Raw genomic sequence first — 17,458 nt, forward strand, 5'->3', positions numbered from 1 at the left:
ACACCCTCCGCCTTCGATTAACAGCGTCCACGCCGGGCCAGTCCGATCTGACTAGACGTGTACCGCTACCGACAATCGATTAGGACTCACTCATCTAGTGGCCGGCGAGTTCGCGGGCGCGGGCGAGTGCGGCATCCGTTGCCCGATCGAAGAGCTCCTTGAGGCCGCCTTTTTCCAGCTCCCAGACGGCGCGCTCGGTGGTGCCGCTCGGGCTGGTGACCTGGCGGCGGAGCTCGGCCGGCGACTGGTCGGAGCCCGCCAGCAGGGTGCAGGCGCCGAGAAAGGTGCCGTTGACCATCACGGCCGCCTCCTCCGGGCTGAAGCCTTTGGCGACCGCCGTGGCGGTGAGCTGCTCGATCAGGTAGAAGACGTAGGCCGGGCCGGAGCCGGATATGGTGCTGAGCGCGTCGAGTTTGCCCTCCGGCACGACGAGCACGTCGCCGACGGTGCCGAACAGGGTGGTCGCGAGGTCGAGGTCGGTGGCGCTGGAGCGAGTGCCGGCGCTGAGCCCGGTGACCGCCTTGCCGACGAGCGCCGGCGTGTTCGGCATCGAACGGATGACGGCCACCGACTCGGGCAGCAGCGATTCGAAGGTGGCGATCGTGACGCCGGCGGCGACGCTCACCACAAGCGTTCCCGGCTCGAGGCTGCCTGCGATCTCGGTGAGCAGGTCGGGCACCATCGCCGGCTTCACGGCCACGATCACGATGCGGGCGCCGGCCACCGCCTTGAGGTTGGCCTCGGGGTCCTCCGCCGTGGCGAAGGCGGTCACGCCGTCGATGCCGGCCAGCTCGGCCGCCTTCGCCGCGGTTCGGTTGGTGGCACGGATGCCGCCCTCCACGGTGACGTTCGGGTTCAGCAGGCCGGTCAGGACGGCCCTGGCCATCGATCCGGCGCCCAGGAACGCGATGGTGGGGAGCGTGGTGGACGCAGTCGTAGTCATGGAGGGAGTCTAGTTTCGCCGTCCTGTCCGGTCACCGTGCGCGGTGGCCGGCGCACCGGCTGTGCCCGTCGTTCTAGGATTACTGCATGAGCGCATCCGGCGGAAACAAAGCAATCGTGGCCGCCCTGGCGGCCAACCTGGGCATCGCCGTGACGAAGTTCATCGCGTGGGCCTTCTCCGGCTCCTCCTCGATGCTCGCCGAGGGCGTGCACTCGCTCGCCGACTCGGGAAACCAGTTGCTACTGCTGCGCGGCGGCCGCAAGTCGCGCAAGGACGCCGACACGGCGCATCCGTTCGGGTACGGCCGGGAACGCTACGTCTACGCGTTCGTCGTGTCGATCATCCTCTTCTCCATCGGCGGCGTGTTCTCGCTCTACGAGGGCGTGCAGAAGCTGCAGAACCCCCACCCGCTCGAGGTGCCGTGGCTGCCAATCGTGGTGCTCCTGGTCGCCATGGGCCTCGAATCGTTCTCCCTGCGCACGGCCATGAAGGAATCGAACCTCCTGCGCGGAGAGCAGACCTGGGTGCAGTTCGTGCGGCACGCCAAGGCGCCCGAGCTGCCGGTCGTGCTGCTCGAAGACGTCGCGGCCCTGGCCGGGCTCGTCTTCGCCTTCCTCGGCGTCGGACTGACCATCATCACGGGCGAGCCGATCTGGGACGCGATCGGCACCCTCTTCATCGGCGTGCTTCTCGTGCTCGTCGCGATCGTGCTCGGCGTCGAGACCAAGAGCCTCCTGGTCGGCGAAGGCGCCGGGCGCACGGATGCCGCGAAGATCGAACACGCCATCCTCTCCGGCCCTGAGACCCGCCGGATCATCCACCTGAAGACGCTCTACCTGGGTCCGGACGAGCTGCTCGTCGCCGCCAAGGTCGCCTTCGACGCCGAGACCCGGTTCTCGGACGTGGCCGCCGCTATCGACGCCGTCGAGGCCCGGATACGCGAGGCCGTGCCGATCGCCCGCACGATCTACCTCGAGCCCGACGTGTTCATCGACCCGGGCCACCGCGAACTGCCCACCGACGCGATCGTCATCAAGGGCAGCGAATGAGCCGCATCGCGATCGTGCTCCGCCACGACGACACGATCCACCTCGGCAACCTCGAGCCGGTGCTGCTCGAACACGGCTACGACGTGCGCTATGTAGACACCATGCGGGAGGACGTGAGCGTCCTCGACCCCCACGCCGCCGACCTCGTCGTGGTGCTCGGCGGGGAGATGGGCGTCTACGAGGCCGACCGGTTCCCGGCCCTGCTCGACGAGATCGCCCTCCTCGAATCCCGGCTCACCGCCGGCCGGCCGGTCTTCGGGGTCTGCCTGGGCGCCCAGCTGATCGCGACCGCGCTCGGCGCCACGGTCTACCGGGGACCGACCAATGAGATCGGCTACCGCTCCGTGGAACCGACCGAGGCCGGCGCCGATTCCCCGGTGCGGCACATCGCCGGAGTGCCCGTGTTCCAGTGGCACAGCGACACGTTCGACCTGCCGGAGGGCGTCACCCGGCTGGCCGGGTCGCCGCAGTACGGCAACGAGGCGTTCTCCATCGGGAACTGGGCCCTCGCGGTGCAATTCCATCCCGAGGTCACCGAGGAGATGCACGAGGTCTGGCTGGCCGCCTCCGAGGCCGAGGTGGCCGCGGAAGGGTTCGACCCGGCAGGCCTCCGCCTGGAGCGTGAACGCTACTCGGAGGGCATGCAGGGCGCCTCCCGGGCCATGTTCAGCGAATGGCTCGCCGGGCTGGATCGCTGAAGAAGTCTCGGAGCAGGATGCCGCACTCCGCGGCATCCACCTCGGCGAAGACCTCCACCCGGTGGTTGAGCCTGCGGTCCCGCAGCACGTCGTAGATCGACCCGGACGCCCCGGCCTTCTCATCCCAGGCCCCGAAGACCACCACCGGCACGCGGGCCGCCACGATCGCACCCGCGCACATCACGCACGGCTCGAGGGTGACCACGAGGGTGCACCCGGTCAGGTGCCAGTCACCGAGGGACGCGGCGGCCTCGCGGATGGCGACGATCTCGGCGTGGGCGGTCGGGTCCTGATGCAGCTCACGCTCATTGCGGCCCCGGCCGATCACCGCGCCGCCCGCGTCGATGACCACCGCGCCGACCGGGACATCCCCGGTTGCCAGGGCCGCGCGCGCCTCCGCGAGGGCAAGCAGCATCCACTCGCGGTGCCGACGATCCTGCTCGCCCATCCGGATGCCTCCCCCGACTAGTAGATTGAGCCTATGCGAGTCCACGTAGCCGACCACCCCCTGATCACCCACAAACTCACGGTTCTCCGGGACAAGCGCACCCCGTCGCCGCTCTTCCGCTCCCTGGTCGAGGAGCTGATGACGCTCCTCGCCTACGAGGGCACCCGCGGAGTGCGCGTCGAGCAGGTCACCGTGCAGACGCCGGTGGCCGAGGCCCGCGGCGTGCAGATCAGTGACCCCAAGCCCCTCGTGGTCCCCATCCTCCGGGCCGGGCTCGGCATGCTCGAGGGCATGGTCAAGCTCCTCCCGACCGCGGAGGTCGGTTTCCTGGGCATGGCCCGCAACGAGGAAACCCTCGAGCCGACGACCTACGCCGAGCGCCTGCCCGACGACCTGTCCGACCGCCAGTGCTTCGTGCTCGACCCGATGCTCGCCACCGGCGGTTCACTGATCGCCGCGATCCAGTTCCTCTTCGACCGCGGCGCGGTGGATGTCACGGCGATCTGCATCCTCGCCGCCCCGGAAGGGCTCGCCGCCGTGGAGAAGGCGATGGCCGGCCGTGAGGTCACCATCGTGCTCGGAGCGGTCGACGAGCGGCTCGACGAGCACGGCTACATCGTGCCCGGCCTCGGCGACGCCGGCGACCGTCTCTACGGGCTGGTCTGATCCACCGCCCCTCCATGACCGCAGGACCTGCGACGAACAACACGCCGCAGGCCCCGCGATTCACGAATCTTTGATTGAATAGCGATTCGACAAGGAATCTTTTACGGTTTCGTGATCGATCACGGATCCTCCGATCCGTCCCGGCCCCGGCGAACGTGGTGCGCGTCACACCGCGTCACCCGGGGTCACAGAATTGACACACGCCGTAACAGTGGGCTTTACTCGCAACTATGACAACGAGCGCACGCCCCCTGACCTCCTTCGAGGCTCCCGGGACTGCCGGCATGATGATGCCCGGCAGCTGCTCCGCGTGTTGCCGAATGTACCGCTAACCGCGAACCATCGCCGAGTTCCCGCCGCTGCACCAGCGCCAGGTTGAACTCCCGCTCTTCCCCGACTTCGCCCCCGGCCGCACCGGCCACGCCTCGCCGAACCATGAATAGCCTCTCGCGATGGTTCCCCCGCATCATCACACCAAGGATTCCTCCCATGTCGCTTGCACACATTGACACCGCCCGCTCAGCCCAGGCCGCCCGCCTCGACCAGGCCCCCGCCGCCCCCCGCATCCGTGCCGTTCCGGACGGCACCCAGGCCCGCGGGTTCGTACTCTACGTCGGCATCGACGAGGCGAAGGCGGCCGCGGCCGGGACCAGCCTCGGCCGCATTGTCGAAGCGCTCAAGGCATTGACCCACGAGCTGGCACCGGATGCCGAGACCCACGCCGCGGTCGCCCTGGCACCGGCGGGCGCCGGCGGACGCGATGTGGACGTCGTGCGGCTGGCCCTGCAGGACCCGGCCGCCCTGGCCAGGCACCGCAACGAGGCCGAGGACCCCGACCGGGCGCCGGGCGGCGTCGTCGTCGACATCTCCCGCAAGCGGGTCATCCTCGACAGCGAGACCGCGGCCCTCACCTACAAGGAATTCGAGTTGCTGCAGTACCTCGTGCTGCGAGAAGGCCGCACCATCGAGCGGGCAGAGCTCATCTCTTCGCTCTGGAACGCCGCCGACGAGGAAGACACACCGAACGAGCGCACGATCGACGTGCACGTGCGCCGCCTGCGCGCCAAACTGGGCCGCTACGAGGACATCGTGCGCACCGTGCGCGGCGTGGGCTACCGGTTCGACCGGCACGCCGACGTGTCGATCCGCCAGTCGAGCACCCCGAGCCCCGACGTCTTCTAGGAGCCTGTGCCACGGGCGATGGGGATGAGGTTGGGGACGAGTTCCGTGCTTGCGGTTGGAATCACCCTGGGTTCCCTTGTCCCGCCTCAGACGCATAAGAACGTCGGGAATCGTCAACTTTCCCCCTGCGCTGATGCTACTGGGTTCCGTGTCACCCCTCCCCACTCCCGAACTCTTTTGCGGAAGACTCACCGGGACGCGAATCCGTCCGAGCGATGGCTCAGGACTTGCTCGCCATTGAGAGCGGGGCCACCGATCGCTTTGTCGTCAGTCGAGTTCGTTGGTGTCGCGGAGAATCTGTTCGTGGTCGCGACCGCCGGAGAAAATTCCGATGATGGCCACGGTCTCATTGAGGATGGCGTAGGCGATCACGACGCGCTTCCGGTAGCCGATCGTTCTCAACCCGGGGTGGAGGTCCACCCTCGCCACACCGCGGTAGGGGAAGTCGGACAGGCTTTCACAGAAAATGACGATCGATTCAGCGAAGCCCGCCGCGGTGGCAGCAGACCCTGCGTCGGCGATGAAATCGTAGACATCCTCGAGTTGGTGAAGTGCTTCCCGCCGGAAGACGACCCCGTCGTGGGTCACTGCTGTTCGGCGTGCTTCGCCGAAAGCCGCGCACGCACGTCGTCGACGCCGACCACGGCGGAGGGATCAGCCGCGAGCGCGTCATAGGCACTGACGACCTCCTCGCGAAGCCAGGACTCGAGCACCTGGTCTCGGGCGAACAAGGTGCGCAATCCATCTCGGATGACTTCGCTCTCACTCGCGTACGCGCCTGAACTCACTCGCTGACGTAGTGCGTCTGCCATCTCGTTCGGAAGGGTAATGCTCAGCTGCCGTGTTGTGCGCATGGTCGCTCCCCGCTTTAGTAGGACTAAATCCTATCCGATACACGGTGCGCTTCGGAAGTGAAATCGGCGAGGAATTCTGGCGAGGCCACTCACCTGCGTTAATCATTACGCACAGTTCCGTCACTACTAGTTGCGTATCTTGGCCGGCTCTGTTACGTCACTAACAATTACGTAATAGGGAGTTGGTTTTGATGTCCGAGTCGCTGATGGCGCCGCGCCGCACCGGTGGCCGCGGCAGCGACATCGGGCGCCCCCGCGACCCAGACATGGATCAGGCCATCTTGCGCGCAACGATTGCGTTGCTCTCCGAGGTCGGCTATGTCCGTGTAACGGTGGCAGAGGTCGCTCGGCGGGCGGGGGTGAGTAAGCCAGCCATCTACCGGCGGTGGTCGCAAAAGTCCCAGCTCGTCGTCGAGGCGATGGTGACCCAAATGCTCCCTGGCAAGGATAACGATTCCGGCACCGCCGCCGACGACTTAGTGGCCCTGACCGACCACCTGATCGATGTCCTGACCCGGACGCCTCTCGGCCGCGTGCTGCCTGGTCTGGTGGCCGAGATGGCCGCCGATCCGGTGCTCGCCGCCAGCTACCGCAATCTGATCATCAAGCCAAACCTGCGGCACTGGCGTGCGGCGATCGCGCGCGGAATCGCCTCCGGCGAGCTCTCAGTCGATACGGATGTCGACTTTGTGCTCAATGCGCTCGTTGGCCCCCTGTATTTCAGCCTTCTGATCACGGGAGAGCCCATCGCGGCCGGCTACGCACGCGCGGGCGTCAACCTTGTCCTCGCCCCTTACAAAACCGCTCCCAGCTAACACCCGTACGTCGGCACCTCCCGTTGCTTTGCGCCTTCAGGTAACCGCGCGGTTCTAACGGGCCTGCGCTCCACAGCGCCCGCGCAAGTCGAACGCGCTCACCGCACGATCACTTTTCAACCCATAGCATCTTCCGCCAGGACAACACATGACCAACTACCCGACCACGAAACCCCTCCAGATTCGCTCCGCGACAGCCGACGTCGGCCTGATGAACCAACGCCAACTGACGAAGCTTCGCCGCACCCTGCTGGGGTTCATCTTCCAATCCTTCAAACTGTTCCTACGCTCACTGCGGCGGAGAACATCACGTTGCCGCTGGACATCGCCCGCAGGCCGGTCGATCGTGCGCACTTCGATAGGGTCGTGGCCGCAGTGGGGCTGGAGTCACGTTTACAGCATCGCCCCAGCGAGCTGTCGACCGTCGTCGGCCTTGTTCTTGGCGTTGCCGTTGCCGTTGCCGTTGCCGTTGCCTCAGTGATGCCGACCGTGTTCAACGGGGTCGGCTGGACCACGCTGGCCATTCCCTGGGCGCAGCTCGCCGGCATGCTCGTCTTGGCTGTCGTCGTCGGCGTGTTGGCCGCATTGTGGCCATCATCCCGTGCCGCCCGACTGCCCGTTCTCGACGCCGTCGCATCCGACTGAGTCACCACCACCAGACCGACCCAACCCAACCCAACTCAACCCAGCCCCACGAAAACGAAGGCACACACCATGTCAGCCACGCGCACGGACCGCGTCGAAAACTATTTCCCCCGCCAGCTTCGGGACGCGACCCCGATGAGAACCTTTATGCGGTGGTTCGTCGTTGTCGTGCTCGTCGGGCACGGTCTCATCCATCTGCTCGGCGCAGTCAAAGGGTTCGGCTGGGCGGAGGTGGAGGCTCTTACCGAGCCGATTGAACCTGCGCTCGGCCTGTTCTGGCTGACCGCCGCCGTCGTGGTCGTAACGACCGGGGTGCTGCTCGCAGCCCGCAATCGCTTGTGGTGGGTCGCCGGCACTATCGGCGTCCTGATCTCGCAGACCGCAATCCTGACCTCATGGAGCGACGCCAAAACAGGCACACTGGCAAACCTTCTGCTGTTGGCCGCTCTGGGATACACCTTCGTGTCCCACGGTCCAACGAGTTACCGTGCCGAGTATCGGCGTCAGGTGCAGGCCGCGCTCAGCGAAGTCCAACCGCGTTCAGGCGTGGTCGTGACCGAAGCCGACCTGGCTCACCTTCCTGGGCTGGTCGCCGAGCACGTCCGTCGCTCCGGGGCAGTCGGTCAACCCCGGGTGTCCTCGTTGCGGGCCCATATTCACGGCCGAATACGTGCCAGTGCGACATCGCGGTGGATGACCTACACCGGCGAGCAGGTCAATACCTACGGGCCCGCGCCGACCCGGTTGTTCTGGATGGACGCCACGATGTTCGGCCTGCCGGTCGACGTCCTCCACGTCCTCGTCGGGCGCACCGCCACCATGCGCGTCAAGCTGTGCTCGGTGCTGCCGATGGCGAACGCCGCGGGGCCGAAAATGGACCGGGCCGAAACCGTGACACTTTTCAACGACCTCTGCATCCTCGCCCCCGCGGCGCTCATTGACGCACCCATCGTCTGGCAGCCCCTCGACGACAGCCATGTCCGCGGTGTTTTCACCAACGGTGCGCATACTGTGACCGCCGACCTGACCTTCTGCGATGGCGATCTCGTCGACTTTATCTCCGACGATCGGATGAGCACCTCTTCGGACGGCTCGACCTTGACCCCTCAACCCTGGTCGACACCCCTGAGCGACTATCGTTCCTTCGGCACTCGGCGACTCGCCACCCGCGGGGAAGGCCGTTGGCATCCCGCAGCCCCACAGGACAAATTCGTCTACTTCGAATACAACCTCGACACCATCACCTACGCCCCCTACGCCACAGCGGGCGGCGCACCAGCCCGAGCTCGAAGGTCGGTCGAGTACACCAAACGGGTCTCGTTGCGCAACGTGTTCGCTCGCCCCAAAGGGTAACTGGAACCTCCGGGAAGAATAGGGCCGCGCATGTCCGGCGGTTACCAGTGGTGGGACAGCCGTCACCAAGGTCACACACCGAGAGAATGGGCTTGTGCCGGGGTTCGCCTCAGAGATGATCGGCTGTGGGGTGAATTCTTCGGCTTGCCCTAATCGGACGGATACGAAATCCGGTTATTTTTCTCATCTCGGTGGACGGGCCACAGTCAGTCAATTGCTCGAATCGTCCAGGAGGCACGTGTTGAACCTGCCGGCTCAAGGACCTGCAGGTTCACTCCAGAGTTGAAAGCATCCGGCGGACAGGTCATCGGCTCCACGGCTAGTCCAATTCTGTCAATGGAGCGTTCGCTTTGATCAGCGGTGTGCACCTGAACCCAAGGGCATTCGCTGCCCCAGCTCAGCGCCACACCACTACCCGCGTTCGTCGTCACTCGAACGGTCGCCTTGCCTTCCTTGTCCCGGTCGATGCCAGTGAAGGCCTGGTCAATAAAGGTGTCATCGATCGCCCGAGGCCTGCGAAAATCAAGGGCAGCAAGATCTCCAGAATTGACGTCACGCAGGCGGAGGGGAATGAGCCGGCCAGGAGTCACGGTAAGGATTCGATGGGCTGGGAGTTCGAGCATCCAATCGTTGACGCGGCCCTCACCTGCGACAAGGTAGGGGTGTGGAGCTGCGCCAAAGGGGGCCGCGTTTGGTCCAACATTCAGTGCCGTCACTGTCGTTTGTAGGCCCGTTACGTCAAGGGCGAATTCGATCTCCACCGTCACCTTGTGGGGATATCCAGGTTGCGCCTCAATGGTTGCCGAAAGGATGAGCCGATTGGACGCCTGTTTAACAGCCTCGAAGTTCAGCCAGGACACGAGTCCATGAAGGGCGTGTCCCCTGGATGGCTCGGTGATGCTGAGTTGTTGCTCAACGCCACCAAATGTGTACCTTCCGTCGACGACTCGGTTCGGCCACGGTGCGAGAATGGCGCCGCGGAAAAAGGGTCGCACCTGGTTGGCCTCGAACGGCACGATGAGGTTCCGTCCGTGATATTGGAGTGATCGGATGCTCGCGCCGATGCTCGCGATCGATGCGGTGTAGCCGTGAGCCGCGAGAACGAATTGGGTTCCTGACAGCGGCGTGCGCACCATGGAGTCAGGCGGGAGCAAAGGTCGGATCCGGATCCGCGATTCTGTCGTGGGATTCGAGGGTGTACTTCTGATCGAGGGGTGCGTCGATTCCGGTGATGATCGCGCGCAGAACCTCGAGGGGGAGCTTAGGCGTGCGGTCAGATGTCACTAGCCCGTTTGCTTCCTGCAGGGTGTCGGTGAGCTGGGTGTAGCAGTAGCCGGCAAGGACTGTGCTGGCGTGGACGGCTTCGAGAACCGTGCGGAATTGGGCTTGGAATTCAGCGGCGGACTGCGCAGTGGAGTAGCCCCACGCGTCATCCAGCGACTCCGAGTCCGTTTGGAACTTGATGCCCCCAAATTCTGTCAGCATGATCGGCTGGCCACGGTCAGATTCATCGGATAGTCGCAGGCGACGGCCGCTCGGGCCCATGCCCTCGAATAGTTTTCGTGCTGATTCTGCGTCTGCGTACCGCTCGCGGAGGACAGGTCCGCTTGCCTCGTAGTCATGAATCGACCAGATGTCCGAGTCGAGGTGTTCCCATCCGTCATTGGAGACGACCGGGCGGGAGCTGTCGAGGGCCTTCGTGAGGTGGAAGAGTGCCCGGGAGTAGTCTTGGGTCGCCTTGTCATGCGCGATGTGCTGGACGCCCCAGCTCTCGTTGAGAGGGACCCACGTCACAATGCTCGGGTGTGAGATGTCTCGAGTGATGATCTCGGTCCATTCCGCAGTAACTCGACGGATTGCTGTCCTGGAGAACTCGAAGACACTGGGCATCTCGGTCCAAACCAAGAGGCCGAGCCGGTCCGTCCAGTACAGGAAGCGCGGATCCTCAATCTTCTGGTGCACTCGCGTGGCGTTGAAACCTAAATCCTTGATGAGTTGAGCTTCCGCGCGCAGGGCGTCTGCCGAGGGGCTCGCGAGGTGCGACTCCGGCCAATAGCCTTGGTTCAACACAGATCGGAGATAGTATGGACGGTCGTTCAGGAGGAAGTGTCCCCCTTCGACGGCAACGGAGCGTAGACCGAGGTACGAGCCCACGGCATCGACGCGAGCCCCCTCGCCATTTGAGAGTGTGACGGTAGCGTCGACCAGCCGCGGAGTCTCGGGACTCCACAGCAGCTGCTCGTAATCTTGGCCGTTGGTCTGCCTGGCGAGTGAGATGGTGCCTTCCACGCGAGTCCTGTTGGCCGATATGGCGAGGTCGCCGATCGTCACGCCTTTATAGGTCAGGTCCACTTTGAGAACCGTGCCGGGCCTAGGTAGTCGGTTGAAGGTGACCGCCACCTTCACCGTGCTCGTAACCAGGTCAGGATGCCAACTCAGGGTTTCGACCGCTACTCTTGGGACAGCCTCCAGCCAGACGGGCTGCCAAATTCCCGTTGTCCGGTGATACCAGATAACGTGCGGGTCCCGCTCCCAGTCCTGCTTCCCCCGAGGTTGTGCAACGTCACCGGGCAGATCCTCGGCCCGCACAACCAGGGATTGAGTGAGCCGATCCTTTGTCAGCGCCGCAGTGGCGTCGAAGCTGAACGGCGTGTGACCACCTTCATGTTCGCCAAGAAGGATGCCGTTGAGCCACACGTTGCAGCGATAGTCGACCGCACCAAAGTGAATGATGAGCCGCTCGCCCTGCGACCCGAGTCCGGCTTCTTTCAGGTCCTCGATCCCGATTTCACAGTGGTACCAAACCACCGAGTGAAAGCCTGTGTCGTGGATACCCGACGCCGGCGACTCCGGCGGGAAGGGAACTATGATCCGGCGGTCGAAGACCGGGTTGAACTGCCACCCTTCCGCCAGCCCCTCGTCGTTGTCGTCGAAACGGAAGCCCCACTCCCCTGACAGGTCAGCCCAGACAGGACGCATGAGCTGCGGCCGCGGATACGAACCGTCCTGTTCGCTGGCGGGGAAGATGCTCGGGCGGCTCGAATCGACGGTGTTGTCCATGTCCGCAAGTTTGCAACACTTTTACAGCGCTGTAAACCCGCACCCGAACTCTTTTTTTGGTCAATGGCAGTCGTGCCGGATCCCGCGGCGCGAGAATAGCCATCTGATCAGGGAGCACTCTCCCGAAGAACGAGAGCATAATCCACCAGCCGATGCCGGCCCAGACCCGCATACCCCGCGATGCGCTCCTCCAGCATGTCGAGGGCCACAACAGCGAGCTGCTTGGTGTCGGGTGCCACCGTGGAGAGACTCGGGTAGGTGCACGCGGCCATCGCGATGTTGTCCCACCCAATGACGGCCACATCCCCGGGAACTGAGAGCCCACGTTCCTGAAGAGCTCGGAGTGCGCCGATTGCCGCAAGGTCATCCCGACACACCAGACCGTCGAATTTCACGCCCCGGTCGAGCGCGCGACTCACTGCCACCGCCGCATCCTGGGAACTTATGGCATGACTGGCCATGAGAAGTGACGAGTCGACTCTAATCCCGGCCCGTTCGAGCGCCTGCTGGTATCCAATTAGGCGCTGACTGGATGTGGCGGACTGCTTGATATCCTCTTGACCCACGAATCCGATCCGCCTCCGCCCTGAGGAAATCAAATGCGAGGTGGCATCCTCTGCGGCCCGCGTGTTGTCGATCATTACGTGGTCAACGCTTAGAGGGGCAGCCCCTTCGCCCAGCAGAACCAGAGGATCGTCCTGGCGATGCTGCGCGATCTCGATTGTCGACATGATCGATGGCTGGAAAATCACCCCATCTACGAGGCCAGATTCGCTGGACGAGACCACGGCCCTCTCACCCTCGAGAGTGCCATCCGTTTGCTCCAGCAAGAGTCGATACCCACGTCGCCCGGCCTCACTAGACACAACCCGCGCGAGTTCGGAGAAGTAGGGCAAGCTCACATCGCTAAACGCCAGCGTCAACATCCCCGTGCGCCCTGTCACTAGACGGCGGCCCAACACGTTGGGACGGTACCCAAGTTCATCGATGGCCTGCTGCACCCGCGTGCGCATACCGACACTCACGTGGGTGTAATTGTGAATGACATTGGAGACGCTTTTCATCGATACGCCGGCCAGCTTGGCCACGTCTTCCATTCGAACCACGCTCACGCCCCTCCCTGCTTCCGGCCGGGCCTGGCCCATCTGGACCGGACCCTCGGGATGACTCTATCCACGGATCAGCCCAGATGCGGCGCTTCTCGAAACACTTGACAATCAGACTTACAGCGCTGTAAATTTTTCCCTGAGCCGCTCGAGTGGGTAACGATCGAACGGGGACATCCAACTCGCCGGCCACGGCCTGGCGGCATCACTCAAAGGAGAGCACGGGAAATGAAGAAACAATCTGTCCGACGCGGGCTCGCGGTCGCGGTCGCTCTGGGCGCCAGCGTTGCCTTGGCCGCGTGCAGTAGCGGAAGCGCGGCACCGCAAGGGGCCGGCGTCAGCGGAGCCGATTACTCAGGCCCCGCAGTCACGATCAGCTTCTGGAATGGTTGGACAGGTGGCGCCGCTCCCGTCCTCGTCCCCAAGCTGGTCGACCAGTTCAACAAAGAGCACAAGAACATCGTCGTCAAGAACAACCCGCTCCAGTGGGGCGACATCGCCGCCAAGATGCCTCTCGCTGTGAAAGCCGGCAAGGGGCCTGACGTCGCCGTCGCACACGGTGATGACATCGCCACATACGCAGCCCAGGGCCTGCTCCTCAAGGGAGATGACATCGTCAAATCCCTCGGATACCAGGCGTCCGACTTCCCGGACGGCCTCATGGACGCCGGCAACTACGGCGGAACCCAGTACGGAATCCCGTGGAGCGTGACTCCGATGGGTCTTTATGTCAACAATGATGTGTTGAAGGCGGCTGGCCTGGATCCAGCCAACATCCCCACCGACAAAGACAGCTACATGAAGGCGCTTGCCGCGCTCAAGACCGCGGGCGTTCAGGGCGAGTGGGTCGACGGGTACGTCTTCACCGGCACGTTCGAATTCGAGTCCCTGCTCTGGCAGTTCGGCGGCGACCTCTTCAACGATGGCGTGACCAAGGCAACATTCAACTCCGACGCGGGCGTCCAGGCGCTCACGCACATGACCGACGTCATCAAGGCCGGTTACAGCCCAGAGAACGTTGCCCAGGATGGAAACATCAACGCCCTGGTGTCCAGCAAGACCGCCTTCAACTGGAACGGTGTCTGGCAGACCACGAACACCGCGCTGGACAAGGTCGATTGGGCGGCCACGGCAGTGCCCCAGATCGGAACTGAGAAGGCCGTGTGGTCGAGTTCCACGCACTGGATGTTCATGAACAACAAGGGCCAGGACAAGAACAAGACCGCTGCTGCCGCGACCTTCGTGAAGTGGATGAACGAACACTCGAGCGGCTGGGCCGAAACAGGCGAACTTCCCGCCAACAACAAGGTGCGAAACGATCCGGCGCTCCTGGAGAAGTATCCGAACCTGAAGCCGTTCCTAGACGAGCTGCCCTACGCGCACTACGAAACGTCAGCACCTGGCATCAGCAACGCGATGGCGACCATCACGACCGCGGTCAACGAAGCGGTCCTCGGCAAGAAGACGCCGAAAGAGGCGCTGGATGACGCTGCCGCCAAGGCGGACCAGCTGCTCAAGCAGAACAAAGCCCAGTACGGTGGCTAATCTGGCCCCGATCGTCCCCGCCCTGCGGAGCCCTCGGCTCCGCAGGGCGGGGGGCAACAGGCGCACCGGAATCGCCTACGTCTTCCTCGCTCCCTTCCTCGTGCTCTTCGGCGTCTTCGTTCTCGCACCCGCCGTATACGGCCTCTGGATCAGCCTCCATAATTGGAACCCGCTCCTGCCCAACCAGCCTTTCGTCGGCCTGGACAACTACATTCAGCTGTTCACACCCGGTTCCCTGACGTCGGGAGACTTCTGGGAGAGCATGAGCGCTACGGGCATCTTCACCGTCGCCAGCGTTCCCCTGCTCCTCGTTGTCCCACTCGCGGTTGCCTCGCTGCTGAACCAGAAGATCAAGGGCGGGACAGTCTTCCGCGCCATCTTCTTCGCCCCATACGTACTCGGGGTCGCCGTGATCGGCGTCATCTGGAAGTACCTCCTCGACCCGCAAGTAGGCGTGGTCAACCACGTTCTCGGCGCCTTCGGCCTCCCGGACAACACGCCTTGGACCGTGGATGTGCCCTGGGCCTGGATCTCGCTGGTCGGTGTCACCGTCTGGTGGACGCTCGGCTTCAACACGGTCATCCTGCTCGCCGGCCTCAAAGGCATCAGCCCGGAACTCTACGACGCGGCCTCCATGGACGGTGCCGGAGTGTGGAAGAAATTCACGAACGTCACCCTGCCTGGGCTTCGCCCGGTGATGATGTTCGTCACCACAGTCACCATCCTGGCCTCCGCCAACATGTTCGGACAGTCGTACCTTCTCACCAAGGGCGGTCCGGGCAATCAGACCCGCACAGCCATCATGTACATCGCTGACCAGGGTCTCTCGCAGAATCAGATGGGTGCAGCTTCGGCCATGAGCTATGTCCTGTTTGCGTTCCTCGCCGTGATCAGCGTCATCAACTTCCGGCTGCAACGAGAAAAGTCGAACTGAGGAGTCCCCATGACTGCAACGAATATCGACCGACGGAGTCGGCTCAGAAGGGCCTCTCCGCGGGTGCTCCTCTACACGGCCCTCGTGCTCATCGCGTTGACCATTGTGGTTCCTCTGGTCTGGATACTCCTGACCAGTTTCAAGACGGACTTCGATGCGATCAGCTCCCCTGCCAATCCCTTCCCCAGCCCCTTCACCCTCGAGGCCTACAAAACCCTCGCGTCCGGACAGCAACCTATATTCCGGTGGTTCCTCAACAGCATGGCCGCGGCGACCCTGCAGACGATGATCATCTTGATTACCGCGTCAGCGGGTGCCTACGCCCTGGCACGGCTCGACTTCTGGGGGAAACGAGTCGTCTTCGGTGCAATTGTCAGCACGCTTCTGGTGCCCCCCGTCATCTTCCTGATTCCGAACTACCTCATTGTTCAGAACCTCGGCTGGCTGGACACCATCCTGGCCGTGACCGTACCCGGCGCAGCGGGCGCATTCGGCATCTTCTTCCTGCGCCAGTTCTTCCTCGGTCTCCCCAGTGAGATCGAAGAAGCCGCCCGCGTCGACGGGGCTGGCGATTTCAGGATCTTCCTCCAAATCGTGCTGCCCCTATCGAAACCTGCGTTGGCCACGCTCGCCGTGCTGAGCTTTCTCGGCAATTGGAACGACTTCCTCTGGCCGATCTATGTGCTCCTGAGCCCAGAGAACCTCACCTTGCAACCTGGGCTCTCAATCCTTCAGGGTGCCTATTCCACCCACTACGGCATCATCATGGCCGGCGCCGTGATCGCTTCCGTCCCCGTTCTCATCCTCTTCACCCTCGCCCAGCGCCAAATCGTCGAGAGCGTGGCAAGTTCCGGTGTCAAGGGTTAGCGTTCGCACGACAGGCCTATCTCTGTCCTCCTTTGCAGCAGCACTCCTACTTGTCGGCTGCGCTAATGGCGGGTCATTCTCCGGACAAGGCAACAGCCCGTTGCCCGAGGCCGGCCACTTCCTCATCGATCAGGACTTCGCCGACCCAGACGTGCTGACGACACCCGACTCCTTCTTCGCGTACGCCACCAATTCCGCCGCAGCGAACGTCCAAGTCGCGACGTCCTCCGATCTCGAACACTGGACTGTCTCACAAACGGACGCGCTTCCCGAACTGCCAGCCTGGGCCACGACCGGAAAGACTTGGGCACCGGACGTTTCCCAAGTGGGGCCGAATCAATTCGTCATGTACTACGGTGCAGCGAGCGTCGACCCGGCAGCCCAATGCATCGGCGCCGCAACGTCTTCCTCGCCCGACGGACCCTTCACCCCGGTCGGTGACATCCCTCTCGTCTGTCCTGCCGACGAGGGCGGCGCGATCGATCCCGCATCGTTCCTCGACGCAGACGGCACTCGCTACTTACTCTGGAAGAACGACGGAAACTGCTGTGGCCTCGACACCTGGCTTCAAATCGCCAAGGTCTCACCCGATGGCGCCCAGCTCACCTCGACACCGACCAAACTCACCAAACAGACCCTTCCGTGGGAAGGCCATGTCGTCGAAGCCCCCACCCTCATCCGCCACGACGGCTCCTACGCACTCCTGTACTCCGCGAACGACTACTCGGCCGGCGAATACAAAATCGGATACGCAACCGCCTCATCCGTGCTGGGGCCATACACAAAGCACGACGCACCCCTGCTCTCAACTACCCTCTCGAAGAACGGGTACTCCGGCCCTGGCGGCCAAGATGTCGTTCAATCAAAGAACGAGGTTGACAGCCTCATTTTTCATTCATGGAACGACTCACTTATCTACCGCGGAATGAACGCTGTAAAAATGAACTGGGCCAATGGCCACCCGGTGATCGAGATTCCATAGCTGCGAAATCCACGCGAACCAATTCTCTTTCCCAGGCCGCTCCCGCGGCTGACATCGCACTCCTCATCACGACGCACAGGCCTGAGTAACCTGCGCCCCAAGCTCCAGAGCCGCCTTGATCAAGCCGGGCGCGAACCCGCCCTCACCGGTGAGTTGAATATCGCCGGCGTCGATCTTCGCGAACATTCCGTCCAGAGCACCGCTGTCGCGGAACTCCTTGATCGCTTCAGCGGACGCGATCTGAGACGAAGACACGGTGCCGTCGGCGATCAGCCCGGCAATCGAGACCAAGCGTCCCAACCGCGCCAGCC

Annotated in this window: 18 protein-coding genes and 1 pseudogene; 11 read left to right on the forward strand and 8 right to left on the reverse strand. The window is 63.7% G+C overall.

What is annotated here, in order from left to right:
- Nucleotides 1–94: 94 nt before the first annotated feature.
- Complete coding sequence (gene proC / locus E3O48_RS00750) at nucleotides 95–943, reverse strand: pyrroline-5-carboxylate reductase (RefSeq protein WP_134509022.1); 849 nt, start codon at nucleotides 941–943, stop codon at nucleotides 95–97.
- An 86-nt stretch (nucleotides 944–1,029) separates the two neighbouring features.
- Between proC and E3O48_RS00755 the strand changes: the two genes are divergently transcribed.
- Nucleotides 1,030–1,992 (forward strand): cation diffusion facilitator family transporter, encoded by a 963-nt coding sequence (locus tag E3O48_RS00755; protein ID WP_134536952.1) that lies wholly within the window; start codon nucleotides 1,030–1,032, stop codon nucleotides 1,990–1,992.
- Nucleotides 1,989–2,690, forward strand: a complete 702-nt coding sequence (locus E3O48_RS00760) for a glutamine amidotransferase (protein WP_134536953.1) — start codon at nucleotides 1,989–1,991, stop codon at nucleotides 2,688–2,690. The genes E3O48_RS00755 and E3O48_RS00760 overlap by 4 nt, the downstream gene beginning before the upstream one ends.
- Here E3O48_RS00760 and tadA read toward each other — a convergent pair.
- Nucleotides 2,659–3,138 carry a tRNA adenosine(34) deaminase TadA gene (gene tadA, locus E3O48_RS00765; protein ID WP_166788569.1) on the reverse strand — a complete coding sequence of 160 codons (480 nt, stop codon included), beginning with the start codon at nucleotides 3,136–3,138 and terminating at the stop codon, nucleotides 2,659–2,661. The two genes, E3O48_RS00760 and tadA, sit on opposite strands and share 32 nt — an antisense overlap.
- A 33-nt stretch (nucleotides 3,139–3,171) precedes the next feature.
- Here tadA and upp point away from each other — a divergent pair, with 33 nt between their 5' ends.
- Together upp and E3O48_RS00775 are read left to right on the forward strand one after the other, a co-directional pair.
- Nucleotides 3,172–3,804: a uracil phosphoribosyltransferase gene (gene upp, locus E3O48_RS00770; RefSeq protein ID WP_134509016.1), complete on the forward strand. Its 633-nt coding sequence runs from the start codon at nucleotides 3,172–3,174 to the stop codon at nucleotides 3,802–3,804.
- A 489-nt stretch (nucleotides 3,805–4,293) separates the two neighbouring features.
- Nucleotides 4,294–4,986 (forward strand): winged helix-turn-helix domain-containing protein, encoded by a 693-nt coding sequence (locus tag E3O48_RS00775; RefSeq protein ID WP_134536954.1) that lies wholly within the window; start codon nucleotides 4,294–4,296, stop codon nucleotides 4,984–4,986.
- Nucleotides 4,987–5,253: 267 nt separating this feature from the next.
- Here E3O48_RS00775 and E3O48_RS00780 read toward each other — a convergent pair whose 3' ends face one another.
- Both E3O48_RS00780 and E3O48_RS18145 read right to left on the reverse strand, forming a co-directional pair.
- Nucleotides 5,254–5,574: a type II toxin-antitoxin system RelE/ParE family toxin gene (locus tag E3O48_RS00780; RefSeq protein ID WP_134536955.1), complete on the reverse strand. Its 321-nt coding sequence runs from the start codon at nucleotides 5,572–5,574 to the stop codon at nucleotides 5,254–5,256.
- Nucleotides 5,571–5,840, reverse strand: a complete 270-nt coding sequence (locus tag E3O48_RS18145) for a type II toxin-antitoxin system ParD family antitoxin (protein ID WP_134536956.1) — start codon at nucleotides 5,838–5,840, stop codon at nucleotides 5,571–5,573. The genes E3O48_RS00780 and E3O48_RS18145 overlap by 4 nt, the downstream gene beginning before the upstream one ends.
- 191 nt (nucleotides 5,841–6,031) lie before the next feature.
- Here E3O48_RS18145 and E3O48_RS00790 point away from each other — a divergent pair, with 191 nt between their 5' ends.
- From E3O48_RS00790 to E3O48_RS00800, 3 genes are all read left to right on the forward strand, one after another.
- Nucleotides 6,032–6,655, forward strand: coding sequence for a TetR/AcrR family transcriptional regulator (locus E3O48_RS00790; RefSeq protein ID WP_134536957.1), 624 nt, complete (start codon nucleotides 6,032–6,034; stop codon nucleotides 6,653–6,655).
- Nucleotides 6,656–6,967: 312 nt separating this feature from the next.
- Entirely contained in the window at nucleotides 6,968–7,300 is a 333-nt protein-coding gene (locus E3O48_RS18250; protein ID WP_370248800.1) for a hypothetical protein, read from the forward strand.
- 69 nt (nucleotides 7,301–7,369) lie between these two features.
- The gene (locus tag E3O48_RS00800; RefSeq protein WP_134536958.1) at nucleotides 7,370–8,653 is read left to right on the forward strand and encodes a DUF6544 family protein; all 1,284 of its coding nucleotides are present in this window, start codon (nucleotides 7,370–7,372) and stop codon (nucleotides 8,651–8,653) included.
- A 206-nt stretch (nucleotides 8,654–8,859) separates the two neighbouring features.
- Here E3O48_RS00800 and E3O48_RS00805 read toward each other — a convergent pair whose 3' ends face one another.
- The 3 genes from E3O48_RS00805 to E3O48_RS00815 form a co-directional block, all read right to left on the reverse strand.
- Nucleotides 8,860–9,789, reverse strand: coding sequence for an aldose 1-epimerase family protein (locus E3O48_RS00805; RefSeq protein ID WP_174774729.1), 930 nt, complete (start codon nucleotides 9,787–9,789; stop codon nucleotides 8,860–8,862).
- A gap of 4 nt (nucleotides 9,790–9,793) precedes the next feature.
- Nucleotides 9,794–11,713 carry a glycoside hydrolase family 2 protein gene (locus tag E3O48_RS00810; RefSeq protein WP_134536959.1) on the reverse strand — a complete coding sequence of 640 codons (1,920 nt, stop codon included), beginning with the start codon at nucleotides 11,711–11,713 and terminating at the stop codon, nucleotides 9,794–9,796.
- Nucleotides 11,714–11,820: 107 nt separating this feature from the next.
- Nucleotides 11,821–12,810, reverse strand: coding sequence for a LacI family DNA-binding transcriptional regulator (locus E3O48_RS00815; protein WP_241982339.1), 990 nt, complete (start codon nucleotides 12,808–12,810; stop codon nucleotides 11,821–11,823).
- A gap of 237 nt (nucleotides 12,811–13,047) precedes the next feature.
- Here E3O48_RS00815 and E3O48_RS00820 point away from each other — a divergent pair, with 237 nt between their 5' ends.
- From E3O48_RS00820 to E3O48_RS00835, 4 genes are all read left to right on the forward strand, one after another.
- Nucleotides 13,048–14,364 carry an ABC transporter substrate-binding protein gene (locus E3O48_RS00820; RefSeq protein WP_134536961.1) on the forward strand — a complete coding sequence of 439 codons (1,317 nt, stop codon included), beginning with the start codon at nucleotides 13,048–13,050 and terminating at the stop codon, nucleotides 14,362–14,364.
- Nucleotide 14,365: 1 nt separating this feature from the next.
- Nucleotides 14,366–15,298 carry a carbohydrate ABC transporter permease gene (locus tag E3O48_RS00825; RefSeq protein ID WP_241982343.1) on the forward strand — a complete coding sequence of 311 codons (933 nt, stop codon included), beginning with the start codon at nucleotides 14,366–14,368 and terminating at the stop codon, nucleotides 15,296–15,298.
- A 9-nt stretch (nucleotides 15,299–15,307) separates the two neighbouring features.
- Nucleotides 15,308–16,165, forward strand: a complete 858-nt coding sequence (locus tag E3O48_RS00830; RefSeq protein WP_134536963.1) for a carbohydrate ABC transporter permease — start codon at nucleotides 15,308–15,310, stop codon at nucleotides 16,163–16,165.
- A 100-nt stretch (nucleotides 16,166–16,265) separates the two neighbouring features.
- Nucleotides 16,266–17,147 carry a glycoside hydrolase family 43 protein gene (locus E3O48_RS00835; protein ID WP_241982340.1) on the forward strand — a complete coding sequence of 294 codons (882 nt, stop codon included), beginning with the start codon at nucleotides 16,266–16,268 and terminating at the stop codon, nucleotides 17,145–17,147.
- A gap of 90 nt (nucleotides 17,148–17,237) precedes the next feature.
- On the opposite strand, the pseudogene E3O48_RS18255 reads toward E3O48_RS00835, so the two are convergent.
- Nucleotides 17,238–17,402 (reverse strand): annotated as a pseudogene (locus tag E3O48_RS18255) (IS256 family transposase); the annotation flags it as partial.
- Nucleotides 17,403–17,458 lie beyond the last annotated feature (56 nt).

This window comes from Cryobacterium sp. HLT2-28 (genome assembly GCF_004402495.1).
In the GTDB taxonomy this organism is placed as follows: domain Bacteria; phylum Actinomycetota; class Actinomycetes; order Actinomycetales; family Microbacteriaceae; genus Cryobacterium; species Cryobacterium mannosilyticum.

Bases quoted from the DNA above. Each gene is read 5' to 3' on its own strand.
- proC (WP_134509022.1), bottom strand. From the start codon at position 943: ATGACTACGACTGCGTCCACCACGCTCCCCACCATCGCGTTCCTGGGC.
- E3O48_RS00755 (WP_134536952.1), top strand. From the start codon at position 1,030: ATGAGCGCATCCGGCGGAAACAAAGCAATCGTGGCCGCCCTGGCGGCC.
- E3O48_RS00760 (WP_134536953.1), top strand. From the start codon at position 1,989: ATGAGCCGCATCGCGATCGTGCTCCGCCACGACGACACGATCCACCTC.
- tadA (WP_166788569.1), bottom strand. From the start codon at position 3,138: ATGGGCGAGCAGGATCGTCGGCACCGCGAGTGGATGCTGCTTGCCCTC.
- upp (WP_134509016.1), top strand. From the start codon at position 3,172: ATGCGAGTCCACGTAGCCGACCACCCCCTGATCACCCACAAACTCACG.
- E3O48_RS00775 (WP_134536954.1), top strand. From the start codon at position 4,294: ATGTCGCTTGCACACATTGACACCGCCCGCTCAGCCCAGGCCGCCCGC.
- E3O48_RS18145 (WP_134536956.1), bottom strand. From the start codon at position 5,840: ATGCGCACAACACGGCAGCTGAGCATTACCCTTCCGAACGAGATGGCA.
- E3O48_RS00790 (WP_134536957.1), top strand. From the start codon at position 6,032: ATGTCCGAGTCGCTGATGGCGCCGCGCCGCACCGGTGGCCGCGGCAGC.
- E3O48_RS00800 (WP_134536958.1), top strand. From the start codon at position 7,370: ATGTCAGCCACGCGCACGGACCGCGTCGAAAACTATTTCCCCCGCCAG.
- E3O48_RS00805 (WP_174774729.1), bottom strand. From the start codon at position 9,789: ATGGTGCGCACGCCGCTGTCAGGAACCCAATTCGTTCTCGCGGCTCAC.
- E3O48_RS00810 (WP_134536959.1), bottom strand. From the start codon at position 11,713: ATGGACAACACCGTCGATTCGAGCCGCCCGAGCATCTTCCCCGCCAGC.
- E3O48_RS00815 (WP_241982339.1), bottom strand. From the start codon at position 12,810: ATGGAAGACGTGGCCAAGCTGGCCGGCGTATCGATGAAAAGCGTCTCC.
- E3O48_RS00820 (WP_134536961.1), top strand. From the start codon at position 13,048: ATGAAGAAACAATCTGTCCGACGCGGGCTCGCGGTCGCGGTCGCTCTG.
- E3O48_RS00830 (WP_134536963.1), top strand. From the start codon at position 15,308: ATGACTGCAACGAATATCGACCGACGGAGTCGGCTCAGAAGGGCCTCT.